The sequence below is a fragment of the Paenibacillus sp. FSL W8-0426 genome (assembly GCF_037969725.1).
Lineage (GTDB): Bacteria > Bacillota > Bacilli > Paenibacillales > Paenibacillaceae > Paenibacillus > Paenibacillus hubeiensis.
The window spans coordinates 2,432,999-2,447,993 of the sequence record NZ_CP150203.1 but is presented as its reverse complement, the minus strand read 5'-3'; the positions used below and the strand labels follow the sequence as shown (position 1 = coordinate 2,447,993).

Genomic DNA, 14,995 nt, shown 5'->3' with positions numbered 1-14,995 from the left:
TCCTTCTTTCGTGATTTCGTATTTTGGTTAACTGCACTCAAAAACGTGAAAACAAGTCCCTTGCCCATACCCATCCTTCACTTCATGTAACCGAATATGTTCAAAATCATTGTCCTGGAGTATACCTTCAAATTCTGTGATCGAATAAAGCTTAAGTGGAAATTCCATCATCTCCGTCTTTATGATTTGATCATCGTTTTGCAGTTGATACTTTAGTTCGGTAAATAATATGGATCGATCTCTGAGATATTGCGTTTTCTTGTACAACACAATCGATTCATGCTCGAAATGTACCTTTCCTGATTCCGTCCATTCGGGGAGTTCATGTACCTCTTTATCCTTCAACATAATCGTAACAAGGAGTTTCCCTTGATCGGTTAGAGCTTTTTTCAAATTGTGTAGACTCATATTCACCAGTTCGTCTGGTAGTAAGGAGAATGATCCAAACGGAATGACGATCAAATCAAATGTGTTAGGGCTTATAAAATCTTCAATTCCGCGGTTATATACACGAGGTTCAAGATTCAACTGCTTGCCCTTCTCTCTGCACACCTTCAACATATCATCAGAAATATCGAATCCTTCGATATCAATCCCCTGCTGCATAAAAGGAATTAACAAACGGCCATTTCCACACATGGGCTCTAGTACGCGCATATCTTTTCGATGGACAAAAGAAAGATAAAACTCCAGTTCTTTCCCCTCAGCTAATGATTTGTCACTTTCATACATTCTGGTGCACAATTCTCCATAATAACTCATCTATTGATAATCCTCCATGGTTTAGCTGACATGTGATTTCCGCTTGTGATATTCATTGATCGCATCGAATAAATGTTCCTTTGTAAAATCAGGCCATAATGTCTTGGTAAACCAAAGCTCTGCAACGGATGATTGCCATAACAGGAAATTGCTTAGCCTTTGTTCTCCACTCGTTCTTATAATCAGTTCCGGAGCAGGCATCCCTTGAGTGTATAAATAATTTTCGATAACCTCTGCCGTTATTAATTCAGGATCGATCCCATCCGAAATGAGTCGTTTCATAGCATGTAATATTTCATTTCTCCCACCATAATTTATGGCGAAGCTTACGGTCATGCCCGTATTATTTTTTGTTCGTTCTTCAATATTGTCAAATGAATGGACCAAATCCTTTGAGAACCCTGACAGATCTCCGATGAACCTGACCCTGATATGGTTCCGATCAAATTCCATTAATGTGGTTTCATTCAGGAATTTCATCGGCAAACTCAGAAGATACTCAACTTCATCTTTGGGCCGTTTCCAGTTCTCGGATGAGAACGCATACAACGTGACATATTTTAATCCTATCGCATGACAATCACGGATTATTTTCCTCATCGTTTCCATACCGGCATAGTGACCAGCTGTTCGGGGTAATCCTCGTTTCGTCGCCCAACGTCCATTGCCATCCATCATGATTGCGATATGCTCAAGTCCCTTACCCTCTATGTTCATGGGTAACCCTCCAACTCTCATCTTGCTATATTTTGCGATTCATCTTTAATTCAAATTCAGGTTTGGTGATATACTCCGCATAATGGATGCTGCCTTCAAAATCAAGATACGCTTGATACCGCGTACGAATCGCCGGAGCCGATATCATCTTAAGCGCTTCATCCTTTCTAACCCAACGACATTCAGATGTTTCTTCGGATGTTGTTAGTTCACCGCCCACAGGTTCACATACAAAATCGAACAATACTTTGGTAGGCACCATTCCCACTCCGCTATGCCCTTCATACGTCGCAGTGTTGGAATATACACCAATCAAGTATGATACAGCAACTTCTATTCCACTTTCTTCTTTTACTTCTCTGATTAACCCATCGATGAGGTTTTCGCCGGCCTCCACCTGTCCACCAGGAAAGACCCACCCACTCCGCCGATCTTTCACTAACAACACTTCACCGTGCTTATTCTCGACAAAACCTGCTGCTGCCACGATATGTACTGGAAATGGCATCGTTATCCCCCATTCATTCGGATCATCAAAATGACTCAATATTCTTCGACCATTTGCCGAGAGTTAGAGCGTGCAGCTTCTACCGAAGGCGATCAGGCAGAACAAGCCCAACGTGCTTACCGGGTATACTATATATGCTGGTGCCGCCGCTCGGAATAAGAAAGACGGACCATAAGGAGCGCCGCATGGGTTCGTGTTTATTATTCTATTTCTACTTGCTTAGAATCGGTTTCAATTTTAAAATTTTGACTCTTTCCGTCTTTAACGACTGTAAATTCTGCTATTGCCGAGATTTCGTATATACCAGGCTGCTTAATCTTATACTTGTAGTTTTCCGAAATAACAACCTTACCAGAAACTTCTCGATTCTTTCCTTTGTCCGTAATCGCATAGGAATTAATCTGTCTCCCATTACGATCTTTAATCACGTAGACGAACATTTGCTGCTTACTCGAAATCGTCACTTTTTGCTCTAATTCTTTTTTAAGTTCAGCCTTGATCGTGAATTCCTCGTTGACCTTTACTTTTTGTGGGATCGAAAGCGTTGCGGAATAATCATCCAGAGTCGTACTAGACAAAGCACCTACTGTACTCGATGCTGTAGTTTGAACCGGCTTTATTGACTGACATCCGAGAAAAATTAAAAAGACAATGATAACAATACACGGTTTCAAACCACCCCCCTCCCTTACATCTAACGTTGGAGCTTGACAATCTGTCTTAATGAAAAACCAAGTGCGTTAACACTTGGTTAGTACAATGATATAAACCGCAGTAATAAATTCACTAGGTACTACGAGCACTGTACCATCTTCCGATCGGTGTCAGTTCGCTACCTTTGGATAGGATATCTATATTTTACCTTCGTTTACAATACCGTACAAGCACTCTATCTTCTTGCCTCGACTTTCTTTTGATTCAGTTTTAGATTTCAGTCTATTGTTGTAACACTCCTGTTACGAATTCACTTTTCCCTTCCAATCACTTTGTTTCTCCATTTATACAGCAGCCACGTTTTGATGATCGGCTCATTCGCTTTATGAATCGTGACCTGGTTCAATCAACACGTTCAGATCAAAAGACGGACCACTTCACCATCGATCAGTTCTCGACTTATTCGTTTGAATCCTAATGATTCATATAAAGCGCCTGCAACCGTGTTTTCCGGTCTGTGCCCGATCATGATTCTTTGGCAGTCCAGTGTTTCTTTCATGAGTGTTAGCAGTTGCTTCATCGCTTCTCTTCCGTGTCCTTTTCCCTGATGCTTCTGGTCAATCATTAGCGCCGGAATCCAATAGTTTCCATCCTCATCCGGAATCGTACAATAAACGATAAAACCGATAATATTCTCATTACAATAGATCGCCATCGGTTGAAATTCAGTGACATACTTCGATTCAGCAATCCAATATACGATCGGGGCCGGGAATACTTCCTTTTGATCTTCTCTTACTTCTAATTGGGTGCAGCTATACCAGTTATCGACCGACACGGGTTTCAAACTTATTGTCATGTTCAATTCCTCCTCAACGTGTTCACAGAGGAACTACTTGAACACTCCTCTGTGTTAGATCAAAACACCTCTTAAACCACTATGGGCATTACTCGAATGTGTATTGTTCATACCACATCACTCCTTTCAAGTTATCGATCATTATAATGGAACATATTTCAAGGTTGACTTCTCTATTCCACTCCAATTATGTTTCTACCTAGTCGGATGTTTTCGATGGCCTCAGCCTCTTCAAATGTAGCTTATCAAAAATCGATTATTATTTAATATCTCTGCAACTACTGCGTCGATCTGGTCAACAGAATATTGCTCCGTATTTAAGATATGTCTTTCGTCTTTTAACGCTTCTTTAAATTCATTCAATAGAATTACGCTTCGTTCTCCCATTTGAAATAATGGATCTCTTGACCGGTCCCTTATAACAAGGGTTGCAGGATCAACCATAAACACAACATAAACGATCCTCACATCCATACTCCCCAGTTCATTCGCTAACCAGTTAGCCTCAGATGGAAACGTCACATAATCTATAACAACATCGTAATCAAACTCAATCAGATTTTTCGCTAAACTTAATATATTTCTCCAAGTCAACTTATGCGTTTCTTCACATAGCCAAGGTTTGCCTCTCCCGTTTACGGGCAGGTGACTAATGTCATCCCCAGAAATATATGAACTGCGCTCCAATTGTTCAACCAGTTTCTTTGAGGTCGTCGATTTCCCCACCCCAGCGGGACCGGAAATGATATAAACTGTTTTTGACATGTTGTATTCTCCTTGAAAAATAATGCAATATATGGGCGTTTCTCGTACCGCCATAGACTTAAATCTTCTTTTGCTTTATTTCTTAATCATGACAATGAACTTGCTTTCTCCCTTAACAAACGTATCCTCTTTGATAAATCCAAATTTCTCATAGAGACGAATCGCTCTCTGGTTAAATTCTGCTACAGTTAGTCTATAGGGACTCTTCCCGAACATTTTATTTATGTAGTTGAGTACAAATGTGAAAAACGCAGTCCCATGCCCCCTACCAGTTAATTCTGGCTTCATTCCTATTCCAATATCTATAGAATCTTCGGAATATACGTACGTTTCATTTTCAATTTGAGCTGAACCACCCATGCATATAAATCCAATCAATTCATTTTTGTTATCTAAAACTACATAATAAGTTTCGTTGAGCATTTCAACTAACGCTTCTTGCGAAGGTTCATTATCATAAAAATCATATGGTTGTTCATACTTCCACCTTAATACTTCATTAGCAAAATCCACATTCATTTTATCAATGTAATATGTCATAATACTCCCTCCTCCAACTTGAGAAACTATATTTTTTAAGCAACCTCTTCCTTCATTTGTACATCTTGGCTTGTCGGTTATATTACCTCGGGTTCCATTGTTGAAATAATCGATGATGCTTTAAAGTTTTCTTGCTTTGATCACAAAGGTTACAGGAAACATCCTCGCTCTTTTTGCCAAATCATGTTTTTCATCGCGCAATTGTATTATCTCATTGTCGGTTTCTTCAATCATCTGTTCAATAACAAACCTTGCTTTAGCCAACGCATTGATATAGGTAGATAGTTTGCGGTCGGATAAGGTAAGGTCGCCTTGACAAAAATCAGGAGATACCGAATACCAAGATTCATCGAAATAACACTTGTTAAACGTAAACCGTTCATTTTCTTCAACAATACATTTGTGCATAGGATGGGACCAACTGAAAATAAATACGCCGTCTTTTTTTAAATATGAAGCGATCCGCCGAAAAGTGCCTTCAAGGTCGGTTGTCCAGCCTATGGCATAAATCGAATAAACAACATCAAAATAGGCTAACGGAATGCCGCATTCTTCTTCCATGGGAGAACAGATCAATGTTGCTGAAAGACCGCTCTCCGCCATACGCTGCTTTGCCTTTTCAATTTGTTTGTCCGACATGTCCAAACCCCAAAGTTCTTTTGATTGGCGTTCCCCATGATATTGCAAGGATTGACCGTTTCCACAGCCGATCTCTAACAGCTTTTTTCCTGAAACATCGCCAAAAAGCTGGTGTTTTTCTTCCGACACAAATGCTCCATATAAAGGAAGCACGATGGCTTCCAAAAAGTCATTTCCCTTGGTGTTCCAATACGATCTGTTGGTTTCATGCACACGATATTTGTTCAATAGATCATCTCCTCTAAAATAAATGTTGATCGCTGCTCACTGGCCTGTCATTATTGATGGTTGGACTCTCAATACTTCCCGTCTTTTGGTCCGTTCTGATTATACATTCTGACCGCCACGGTTCTATACTCGGGTATGACAAGACATGCGCATCCGGTAGCACCCAAAGATTGAAAAGAACCATATGGAAGTGTATCGCCTAATTCCGTTAAAGAACGCGGTTCATCTTGCACAAACCAGAAAAATCCGTTTCTCGGTAATTTTTGTTCCAAACCCGGAGGCGTAATGATCGTCGAAACTTGCTCAAATATTTCTTTAGGAAATAGCTGCTTCCCCTCTATGGCTCCCTTATTTAAATGCAAATAACCCCAAAAGGCCAATTCTCTCGCACTCATAAACAAGTTAGCTTCATTCCCCAGATCGTCTGTGTAGGACTCGTTAAGCCATACTAATTTGTCATTCTGTTTCTTGCTCCATCCGGTTTGGTTAAATCCCAAAGGCGAAAATACGCGGTCCTCAAGCAATCGTGCCAAAGGCATCTTATATAATTTCCGGACAGCTCAATAAGCAAATTCACACCGACATTATTGTATTTCCAATCTGCTCCTTGGAGAAACCGCCTATGATGCAGGCTATCCAGTCCATGGGTATGGGTTAACAAATGCCTTATGGTTGTATCGTTTAATACTCCTCTGTCGAAGTCATTTAAATAATCAACAACAAGGTCGTCTATGCTTTCGATCTTACCTTCAACGAGTGCAAGACTAATAGCAAACCCTAAAAAAGTCTTCCGGACGGAAGCGACATTGAAGCGTGATTCGGCATCAACGAATCGGCTATCTGTAGGCTTGGCATGTGTTCCTGCATACCATTCATTCACGATCCGATCATTATGAATAATATACGTTGCAGCAGCGGTAGCGGATATGAACTGCTTTACGTCCGAAACATACTTATTTAGTTCTTTGAACGAGTCGCTTTGGGAGGTTTTAAGGTTAAACAATTCAATCTTCACCTTCTTCGTATTTTCGGTTTTGAAGCGGCACTAAAAGAAGTTATATATTCCGTTCTCGAAGTAATCATATTCTTCATCCGTTATTCTCAACGTTCCATATGCGTCAAAAAATATTTCTTGATCTCGTTCATTCTCAAAAGCATTATGTTTCGGTCTTATTGCTAAAGCGACATCATATCTTGGATCTCCGAACGCAGCTCCTGACCAGTCAATAACTCCAACGATATTGCATTCATTCACTAATACATTATCTATTGTAAAATCGCCATGAATCAACGTATTCTCGATCGGTTTTGGTTTATCTTCTTTCAACCGTTTAAGCAGTTCTTCTGATCCATCTACAGCAAAGTGGGTTAGGTTATATTCTGCTTGGAGTAGCATTGAATCTAACCAAGAATGATCCTTCTTCAACAATTCAATCGGGCAAGCACTTTCATGTATTTTCTTTAAACAACGTCCAAAATTGAAGATGGCTTTTTCCTTTTCTTTGAGATCAGGCTCTCGAGCTAGAAATTCCCTCAAACTTATTCCATCCATATAATCCATCAGAAGCCATCTTGATTGGTTCTTGGCACAGAATGAATACGCTTTCGGAACGGGCAGCCCTGTATCGCAAAGATATTGAAGTACCTTATATTCTTTGGATAACCATTCATTGTATAGGTCGTTTTCTGTCTTCTTGATGATGTACTTTTGATCGGGTGTATCTAAAATAGCAACGATAGAGGTATGACCTTGCCTGGGAAAAGTAATTTTTCGTACTTCTCCGATTTGGTCTATGATCTCAATGGGGATGTCCTGAATTTTCATCGTTTCCTCCTTTCTTGTACTTCGCATCCTTTCAACGAAGCATAGCCTTTAATATGTGATCTACGCTATGATCGTCCCATATAATTACATGACACTTTTCTTTATTTAACTTTTGCAGTGCGCCAAGTCGGTGATTACCGTCTCGTACACTAAAAGATCCATTTCGATTTTCAGCAATTAACGGAGGCATATCCCATCCAGCCTCTAATCGCTCGCAAATTTGATTTATGGTATGATTCCACCAATTCTCATCCTCTACATACTCCATATGTGATTCTGGCCCAACAACTCTGCTAAGATAACTTGTCTCGATTTCGACTGGTCCGAGCCAATACCTTGTTTTTAACTTAAGTCCATTCGATAATCCAACGTTCTCTCCTTCACCATTCAGAAAGTGATGTATCCATGTTTCAATATCATCGTTTGCAGCGTACTTCATTGCAGCCGTTAAAGTAAATCTAGACATAGTCAGCACCCCATATCTCATTATAGAAGTTGAACCAGTGATTTTTATCGTGTAAATGTCCAGTTCAACATTTCGGATAACGATATTCACGAAACCGAGAAGCTTTTCAAATTCAAAAAAAGCGAACTCTCCGCATACACCTAAATGCGAAGCAAGGACAGAATCCGCGGCCTAGATATCGTGTTACAGGATGTCAGTGTCTTCCCCGAATGATCTACCATTATCCATTTTGCAATTAGTCATTTCTTTAAGATCCATATTTGCAAGTTCAAGTGCAATCGCTAATGTAATCTGAGGATTTTTTCTGAGCCCTTTTAGATAGGTATTATCTAGCGGTTTTCATTTGCGGAAAAAACCTCTTTATCACAGAAAGTAAGCCTGATCTTATTTCGTTATTGAATAGCGATTCATGCGATCCTATTAATTGTCTCCTGATGTCTTCCTCAGTTTTACTACCCTTCAGTTTTATTAATTTCTTGGTACCTCTCAAATTGTTTTTTTCATTCAAGCAAGTTTGTTTTTTCAGACATTACGCTGATCTTTTAATAACGTTTCTGCATTCACGAGTCTCGATACGTTAAGTGCGATACCAGTTAGCCGTTCTTATTGTTTCCGTTGAATTCGATGTTAGAAGATGCCACCCACTTTTTCGTGTTGCTTTCAAAGTAATTTTTATTCTTGTCTCCATGTATGTATTTCGAGTAGTTTTCCAGTAAGTCCAATGGTTCGCCTGGGATTTGCAAGCTCAGTATGAGAAATTCAGCCCCATCGAACATCTGGCTGAAGCTTTGAACATTCCTCGTCGTCAAAACAAGCTGGAAACGCAGAGAAGCCGAGTCAAGCCAAACATCAACTCAATTGAAGGATCTGCTTCTTTTATTCTCGTTTGCAAGGCCAAAAACCTTTAACCGCTAACACTTTGTTTCTATCTCGGCAGCGCCAAGCAGATGAATTTCGCCTTTCTTGCGCAGCAAGTGCCTGTTGATATCTATACGGTATTGATTCGCGAAATCAAAAATTTCATTGTTCCTGTAATCATTTTTATGTGATTTGTTCTGCTTGCTCCTACAGTTACTGGAGGTTATATAATGGAGGCATGAGGAGGAGATGACGATGGGCAGTACACATTATTCCATCGGAAAATTTGCCGAATTGAGCGGCATTCCGATACGGACGCTTCATTATTATGAAGAGGTGGGGCTGCTGTGCCCACGTCGTCAGGAAAACGGGCATCGAATCTATGGTACTGGTGATTTGATCACCTTGCAGAAAATCATTGGATTGAAAACGCTCGGTTTTTCTTTGGAACGTATTCGCAAATTTAATCATCGCGAATCGGAGATGAGTTTGGTCGAAACACTGAATATGCAGCAGCAAGCCCTGCAAGCCGCCCGCGCTGAACTTGACAAGTCGCTGGAGATCCTCGAACGGCTGCTAACCATCCTGCAGCGTGAAGGTGAACTGGAGCATAACATGATGTTTCTGCTGATACGTAACATGCTAAGGGAGGACAAACAGCGCAGTTGGGTGGCTGAGCATCTGTCAGAGCAAACGGCAACTGCCTTGTTCGATATCTCTCAAGATGCCGTAGCTGAATTGGATCGGGAAATGCTTGCTTTTGCCGAAGCTGTTACGCGTTTAGCGGCAGGAGAGCCGGATGCTTTGGAAGCCGAGGAAATGCTAGGTTTCTATGTGCAGCGGATACTCGGTTTTCTTGATGACAAGGCGATTGCAAACTTTGCCCATATTCCAGAGGAGGAGCATGAATGTTTGAACCAGTTGGTGGATATGCCATTTAACGAACGGGAGAGCGCTTGGCTGGATGAGGCGTTGGCACACTATGCGAGCAAATTCGGCCTTCATGGAATCGATGGGCAGAAGGAAGCGCAGAAAGAGGAGTGATGGAAAAAGAGAAACAGACTTTTTTCAGGCTGACCGGGCTATAGCTATTGTAATCGTAAACAATCGGAGCAGGAGTGTGAGCAGCATCGCTTAATCAATAAGAGCCCCTGCGTTTGCAGGAGTATTTGTAGAACCAAAGGAGGAGCATAAATGACAGGAGAATTGAAAGAACGGGCAGCACAATTGTCTGCACTCATGGAGCATATTAGAGAACAAGAACATTTTAATGGCGTAATCCTTATTGCCAAACAGGGTATACCTCTCCTTTGTGATGCGATGGGCATCGCAGAATTTAGCAAAGATCGCGTGCGTACGCTTACCACAGATTCGATGTTCGAGTTAGCTTCGGTCTCCAAACCGATTACTGCATTGGGCATCATACGCTTGAATCAGTTGGGAAAATTGGAGTGGGACGATCCTGTGTCCAGATGGCTGCCTGATTTGCCCTATCCGGGTATTACCATCCGTCATTTACTGACCCATACATCAGGGCTGCCGGACTATATGGAGTTATCCGCCAAGAAGTGGAATCCTGCACAGAAGGCTGTCAACAATGATGTAATGGACATGCTGGCCGCTCACCGGCCCGCCTCACTGTTTGCACCTAATGACAGTTGGATGTACAGCAATACGGGTTACATTATGCTGGCTATTCTAATCGAACGGATAAGCGGTCAGTCCTATGCAGACTTTTTGTCCGAGCAGATTTTTCAGCCGCTCAGTATGACGCGGACACGCGTATACAACCGACGTTTTGATCCAGGCCCGGTTCCGAATGACTACGCTTGGGGCTATGTCTATCGGCTGGAACACGGTGGATATGTGTTGCCGGATATGGTGCCGGAACTGAATTATGTCGACTATTTGGACGGTTTGCAGGGAGATGGCATGGTGAACAGTACGGTCATGGATCTGCTTCGTTTGGATCGTGCGCTTTATGATGACAAGTTTATACATCCGCAGTTGCGCGAAGCCATGTTCGCACCAGTAGTGCTGAATAACGGAGAATCCTTTGACTACGGATTTGGATGGCTGATCGAGCATCATGATCAGCTAGGCAAAATGGTGTGGCACAGCGGTGGTTGGCCTGGATATGCCACTCTCTTCAAACGCTATATCGAGCAGGATACCACACTGATCCTCCTGCAAAATGGGGAACGGGAATTTGCCTATACACAGCAGTTGATCCAGAGTATTGAACAGATTCTTGCCGGCGAACAGATTGAAATGCCGCGGCCAGCGGCCCACCGCACCATTATCCCGCGCACATCGGAAGACTATGAACCGTTTCTGGGTGAATACTGTTTCTCAGATGAACAGGAACAATCGATATCTGTGAAGGTTTATGTTAAGCACAGTCAACTTTATATGCGGCTAGGCAACGGAATGGAGTTTTTATTGCTGCCCATCAGTAACGTACGTTTCTACGAGCAACAAACCGCGACCGAACTAGAATTCATCGGCACTGAGGCAGGAAAGAGTCTCCAATTTATCTGGTATGATCACGAGGGTCAGTCCGTGGCGGATCGCATCGAGAAATGATTTATGGAAGGTAAGAAACGATGGATATTTCCTTTGTTACTCAAAGGATGTATCATTGCTTGGCGTTTGCGGCACCCGTGGAGCCGATAGTGGTGATTTGCATTCGGAGATCACTGACTCAAGGAGGCTGGTACGGATTTGTATCTGGCCTGGGATTGGCAACGGCCGATGCACTATACGGGTGTAAAGCCGCATTCGGCCTTGCTTGGTTGACCCACCTGCTTATCGGTTACCAGATATGGCTTTAACTAATTGGTGGCGTATTGCTTGCCTGGATAGACTGGCGCACTTGTTCTCTTCTGGCGACCGAGGAGGAGCGGAGCTGTCCGATGCGTGAATGCGTTTTTAACTAAAGTTTCCGCCCTCGAAGCATTTGCTTGAACTACTCTTAATTCTTATCTCTAATTGTGAGCAAGGATATTTATACGTTTATTTGCGGACCCTTATTCCCCTTGACAACGGGGTTCCAATGAGAATGCGAACGGGCTGCTTCGAGAGTTTTTCCCGAAAGGTACGGATCTTGCTGAGGTGAAGGATGAAGAGCTTGCCCGTTCCCTTGATTTAATCAATAACAGACCCCGTAAGTTTTTGTTTTTTTATCCTCCATGGACCGAGGTCGAATGCCCATTATAAGAATATGTTGTTAGGTTAGATTGTTGCTTTATCCCGTTATACTTACAAGAGTTTCTGCAGTTGTACTCTCTTTATTGTTAGGGGATTCTGAATATTGATGTCAACGATTTCTCTATTATTTAGTTCTATCATCAGCTCATTGAATATTCTTGCAATCAAGAAACTATCCCCTAGTGCATTATGCCGCCTTATATCTGAGTCATCGATGCTAAAGTACTTAATCAAAAAGTTTGTAGAGATGATTTCAACAACCTCGGGAAAAAGAAATGTGAATAATGCTTTAGTATCAATGATCTTATTAGGAATCATCCGTAAATTGTTTCTTTTACATTCATTCATCAGCAACGGCCAATCATACTCATAACCAGCTTGAGTTACTAATACTGCTCCTTTGCAAAAGTCTATGAATTCAGAGAAAACTTCAGTCAATTCCGGTGCTTCAATTACATCTTCATTAGTAATTCCAGTTAATCGCTCAATCACTTCAGGTATCGGTTTAGATGGTTTAATCAATGTTTCATATGTCTTTTCGATTTCGCCTGAACGGCTATTCATGATCAGCGCACCAATTTGAATAATTTGGTCCTCTTCTTCATTTGGCCCTGTGGCCTCTAAATCAAAGATACAGAACCTTTGGGTTGGAATACTCTCAATAATCAATTCAGACACGATATACTCCGTTTCAGAAACCATATCTATCTTCAACGAAACACCTTCCTTCAACATTGCAGTAAAGTTTCAGTAACGTTCCCCATGTTCACTGTCCTAACCAAGGTGCTAGGTGTCTGGCTACTTCTGCTTCCCCGGAATCCCTCAGTACTTAACCCCATTAATCAATCACACAAGGCCACTGCGAGTGCAGTACCATCTTCCGATCGCTGTTATCCCCAGATTTTTTTGAATCCCCTCTTCTTAGGGGAAAATCCGGTGATAAGCCTATGCTTCCGATGCAGCTTTCTTTCAGAAAGCTTTTAGGGAACGCTTCGCTTCTCCAGATTGGTTCTGCCTCTCCGTTTACGTGTGTATGTTTTTTGCGGTTTATATAGGGTTTACTCTATTTCTTATACGATTGTTTTGATCTACCCTCAATTCTTTTTGTAATCAACACTGTTAGGTTTCCACCTGAAATTAAGATGGAGAATAAACAGACCGTCATTAACCAACTGATATTCATGCTCTCTTTATCTTGCTTTAATAAATATAGAACTGCTCCAGCAGTGACAGTAAATATCATACCAAAGAGCAGTGTCGTTAATATCCTTACTCTATTGTTTTTCATCGCCCTAGACTCCATTCTTTAATGTCAGCACCAAACATTCTTTTCCTTACACAGGTTTCGATCTAACGTTCTCGTATTCCCGAAATAAAGTCTTCTAAGATCATTGCCACTCCATCGTTATCATTAGTTTCAGTAATCTCTTTCGATATCAGTTTCAATTCTTCAATGGCATTCCCCATTGCCACCGGCCATCCACAAGAATTAAATAATCCTATGTCATTAAAATCATCACCAAAAACCATGACGTTTTCGAGTGGAATGTTCATCGCCTTGCATAAAACCGCTACTGCATTTTCCTTAGAAGCCCTAATGGATGAAAGCTGAGTTAGCTTTCCATTGTCTGTAGTTAGAATATTTAATTTCGTATTAAATTTCTCCATGAATGAAACCATATCAATGTTTCCAGAAAAAAGGATCTTTGATGCCTCAAGTCGTTTGAGATCTTCAAGTGGCTTTACAATAGGGTTATCTTTGACCTTAATGAGTGTTGTGTAATCATATTCCCTTAAACTCATCCATTCATCTTTCACTTCTAAACTTAAGTCAAGATCAGGGTTACAATTGAGACATTCAGCTGTAGTTTCAGATTCAATCGGTACATGATCGTTAATTCCTGTATGCTCACATTCTATATAAGCCCCATTGTAATAAATAAAAGAACTTAATCTGAGCAATTCCTCTTTCATAAATGACCTGACTGCTCTTGGAGGACGTGCTGTCGCAAAGATGAATTTCATTCCTAAACTGATGCATTCCGTAATGGCATTATAGCTACGTTGAGATATTTCTTTATTTGAGTTGAGGAGTGTACCATCTAAATCTAAAACTACTAATGGAAACTTCATTTAAATCCCCTCTCTAATTTTGAGCATTCGGCTGATATGCACCTAACTCGTTTCCAAATGGATCAACGAATTTAATAACCCATCCAAATCCTTCATCTTGATACATTCTTATGATGGTTTTGTTTTCCTTTAATGTTTCAAATAGTTTCTTTATATCCTTTGTCAAAAACATAAATGCCGGCATCGGAAAATCCTCTTCTGAGAGCCATGAAACGTTTGTATCTTTGCTGCTTTGATGAAGCATTAACAACGGTCCTTCGCCAAATTTCAGCCACCCTAAAGACATAATCTCTAATCCAAGGACATTGGAATACCATTCCGTTGCTTTTTCAAGATTACTTACCGGTAATTGAACATGATCTACACACTGAATTAGCCTGCTCACAATACATTCCTCCCAAATGAATAGCATTTTCTTTACTAGCACTATAAAAAAAGATCTGCTTTGCAGACCCAAAATTCAAAACTATTGTGACTTATTCTGAATTAATCCAATTCCATTACCTACAGGATCAACTAAATAGGCTAAATAAAAATTATCGAATTCCATCTTATCTCTTACAATCTGAGCTCCTAATTCAACTGACTTCCTAATGGATTCTTCAATATCGTCTACTTCAATTTGAATCCTTGTTCCATGCGGAAAATCTTGAGGTCCTTTGGAAATACCTCCATGTATTCCTGGTTTATGATCATCGCCTGTTGTCACTGGGTAGTAACCCCAATTAGGCTCAGCAATCTTCCATCCGAAAACCGAAGAATAAAAAGCTGCTGCACGTTCCGGGTCTTGACTACTTAACTCAAATAATACTACTCTCCCCATAAATAACG

Annotated in this window: 17 protein-coding genes and 2 pseudogenes; 3 read left to right on the top strand and 16 right to left on the bottom strand. The window is 41.0% G+C overall.

Features of this window, described 5'->3' with window-relative positions; all coding sequences use genetic code 11:
• Positions 1-27 precede the first annotated feature (27 nt).
• The 11 genes and pseudogenes from MKY59_RS11280 to MKY59_RS11230 form a co-directional block, all read right to left on the bottom strand.
• Positions 28-762 (bottom strand): class I SAM-dependent methyltransferase, encoded by a 735-nt coding sequence (locus MKY59_RS11280; protein WP_339277591.1) that lies wholly within the window; start codon positions 760-762, stop codon positions 28-30.
• Between the two features lie 21 nt (positions 763-783).
• Positions 784-1,479, bottom strand: coding sequence for a polyprenyl diphosphate synthase (gene uppS / locus MKY59_RS11275; RefSeq protein ID WP_339277589.1), 696 nt, complete (start codon positions 1,477-1,479; stop codon positions 784-786).
• A gap of 25 nt (positions 1,480-1,504) precedes the next feature.
• The gene (locus tag MKY59_RS11270; protein ID WP_339277587.1) at positions 1,505-1,987 is read right to left on the bottom strand and encodes an NUDIX hydrolase; all 483 of its coding nucleotides are present in this window, start codon (positions 1,985-1,987) and stop codon (positions 1,505-1,507) included.
• 200 nt (positions 1,988-2,187) lie between these two features.
• Positions 2,188-2,661: a hypothetical protein gene (locus MKY59_RS11265; RefSeq protein ID WP_339277585.1), complete on the bottom strand. Its 474-nt coding sequence runs from the start codon at positions 2,659-2,661 to the stop codon at positions 2,188-2,190.
• Between the two features lie 395 nt (positions 2,662-3,056).
• Positions 3,057-3,500 carry a GNAT family N-acetyltransferase gene (locus tag MKY59_RS11260; protein WP_339277583.1) on the bottom strand — a complete coding sequence of 148 codons (444 nt, stop codon included), beginning with the start codon at positions 3,498-3,500 and terminating at the stop codon, positions 3,057-3,059.
• A 231-nt stretch (positions 3,501-3,731) separates the two neighbouring features.
• The gene (locus MKY59_RS11255; protein ID WP_339277582.1) at positions 3,732-4,265 is read right to left on the bottom strand and encodes an AAA family ATPase; all 534 of its coding nucleotides are present in this window, start codon (positions 4,263-4,265) and stop codon (positions 3,732-3,734) included.
• Positions 4,266-4,340: 75 nt separating this feature from the next.
• Positions 4,341-4,805 carry a GNAT family protein gene (locus MKY59_RS11250; protein ID WP_339277581.1) on the bottom strand — a complete coding sequence of 155 codons (465 nt, stop codon included), beginning with the start codon at positions 4,803-4,805 and terminating at the stop codon, positions 4,341-4,343.
• Between the two features lie 120 nt (positions 4,806-4,925).
• Positions 4,926-5,672, bottom strand: a complete 747-nt coding sequence (locus MKY59_RS11245) for a class I SAM-dependent methyltransferase (RefSeq protein ID WP_339277579.1) — start codon at positions 5,670-5,672, stop codon at positions 4,926-4,928.
• A gap of 68 nt (positions 5,673-5,740) precedes the next feature.
• A pseudogene (locus MKY59_RS11240) lies at positions 5,741-6,552 on the bottom strand (serine hydrolase domain-containing protein).
• Between the two features lie 165 nt (positions 6,553-6,717).
• Positions 6,718-7,497 carry a phosphotransferase gene (locus MKY59_RS11235; protein ID WP_339277577.1) on the bottom strand — a complete coding sequence of 260 codons (780 nt, stop codon included), beginning with the start codon at positions 7,495-7,497 and terminating at the stop codon, positions 6,718-6,720.
• Positions 7,498-7,528: 31 nt separating this feature from the next.
• Entirely contained in the window at positions 7,529-7,963 is a 435-nt protein-coding gene (locus MKY59_RS11230) for a ParB N-terminal domain-containing protein (protein WP_339277575.1), read from the bottom strand.
• Between the two features lie 1,113 nt (positions 7,964-9,076).
• On the opposite strand from MKY59_RS11230, the gene MKY59_RS11225 reads away from it, so the two are divergent.
• The 3 genes and pseudogenes from MKY59_RS11225 to MKY59_RS11215 all read left to right on the top strand — a co-directional run.
• The gene (locus MKY59_RS11225) at positions 9,077-9,865 is read left to right on the top strand and encodes a MerR family transcriptional regulator (RefSeq protein ID WP_339277573.1); all 789 of its coding nucleotides are present in this window, start codon (positions 9,077-9,079) and stop codon (positions 9,863-9,865) included.
• Between the two features lie 150 nt (positions 9,866-10,015).
• Positions 10,016-11,407, top strand: a complete 1,392-nt coding sequence (locus MKY59_RS11220; protein WP_339277571.1) for a serine hydrolase domain-containing protein — start codon at positions 10,016-10,018, stop codon at positions 11,405-11,407.
• A 432-nt stretch (positions 11,408-11,839) separates the two neighbouring features.
• Positions 11,840-12,040, top strand: a pseudogene (locus MKY59_RS11215) (IS30 family transposase); the annotation flags it as partial.
• Between the two features lie 42 nt (positions 12,041-12,082).
• Here MKY59_RS11215 and MKY59_RS11210 read toward each other — a convergent pair.
• From MKY59_RS11210 to MKY59_RS11190, 5 genes are all read right to left on the bottom strand, one after another.
• A complete protein-coding gene (locus MKY59_RS11210) occupies positions 12,083-12,745 on the bottom strand; it encodes a 3'-5' exonuclease (protein WP_339277570.1) in 663 nt (220 codons plus the stop codon).
• 349 nt (positions 12,746-13,094) lie between these two features.
• A complete protein-coding gene (locus MKY59_RS11205) occupies positions 13,095-13,319 on the bottom strand; it encodes a hypothetical protein (protein ID WP_339277568.1) in 225 nt (74 codons plus the stop codon).
• A gap of 62 nt (positions 13,320-13,381) precedes the next feature.
• Complete coding sequence (locus MKY59_RS11200; protein ID WP_339277566.1) at positions 13,382-14,164, bottom strand: HAD family hydrolase; 783 nt, start codon at positions 14,162-14,164, stop codon at positions 13,382-13,384.
• 13 nt (positions 14,165-14,177) lie between these two features.
• Positions 14,178-14,549: a VOC family protein gene (locus tag MKY59_RS11195; RefSeq protein ID WP_339277564.1), complete on the bottom strand. Its 372-nt coding sequence runs from the start codon at positions 14,547-14,549 to the stop codon at positions 14,178-14,180.
• A gap of 81 nt (positions 14,550-14,630) precedes the next feature.
• On the bottom strand, positions 14,631-14,987 hold the full coding sequence (locus tag MKY59_RS11190) for a VOC family protein (RefSeq protein WP_339278371.1): 357 nt from the start codon (positions 14,985-14,987) through the stop codon (positions 14,631-14,633).
• Positions 14,988-14,995 lie beyond the last annotated feature (8 nt).

Excerpts from the sequence above, each read along its gene's own strand:
- MKY59_RS11280 (WP_339277591.1), bottom strand. The coding sequence starts at position 762 with ATGAGTTATTATGGAGAATTGTGCACCAGAATGTATGAAAGTGACAAA.
- uppS (WP_339277589.1), bottom strand. The coding sequence starts at position 1,479 with ATGAACATAGAGGGTAAGGGACTTGAGCATATCGCAATCATGATGGAT.
- MKY59_RS11270 (WP_339277587.1), bottom strand. The coding sequence starts at position 1,987 with ATGCCATTTCCAGTACATATCGTGGCAGCAGCAGGTTTTGTCGAGAAT.
- MKY59_RS11260 (WP_339277583.1), bottom strand. The coding sequence starts at position 3,500 with ATGACAATAAGTTTGAAACCCGTGTCGGTCGATAACTGGTATAGCTGC.
- MKY59_RS11255 (WP_339277582.1), bottom strand. The coding sequence starts at position 4,265 with ATGTCAAAAACAGTTTATATCATTTCCGGTCCCGCTGGGGTGGGGAAA.
- MKY59_RS11250 (WP_339277581.1), bottom strand. The coding sequence starts at position 4,805 with ATGACATATTACATTGATAAAATGAATGTGGATTTTGCTAATGAAGTA.
- MKY59_RS11235 (WP_339277577.1), bottom strand. The coding sequence starts at position 7,497 with ATGAAAATTCAGGACATCCCCATTGAGATCATAGACCAAATCGGAGAA.
- MKY59_RS11230 (WP_339277575.1), bottom strand. The coding sequence starts at position 7,963 with ATGTCTAGATTTACTTTAACGGCTGCAATGAAGTACGCTGCAAACGAT.
- MKY59_RS11225 (WP_339277573.1), top strand. The coding sequence starts at position 9,077 with ATGGGCAGTACACATTATTCCATCGGAAAATTTGCCGAATTGAGCGGC.
- MKY59_RS11220 (WP_339277571.1), top strand. The coding sequence starts at position 10,016 with ATGACAGGAGAATTGAAAGAACGGGCAGCACAATTGTCTGCACTCATG.
- MKY59_RS11205 (WP_339277568.1), bottom strand. The coding sequence starts at position 13,319 with ATGAAAAACAATAGAGTAAGGATATTAACGACACTGCTCTTTGGTATG.
- MKY59_RS11200 (WP_339277566.1), bottom strand. The coding sequence starts at position 14,164 with ATGAAGTTTCCATTAGTAGTTTTAGATTTAGATGGTACACTCCTCAAC.
- MKY59_RS11190 (WP_339278371.1), bottom strand. The coding sequence starts at position 14,987 with ATGGGGAGAGTAGTATTATTTGAGTTAAGTAGTCAAGACCCGGAACGT.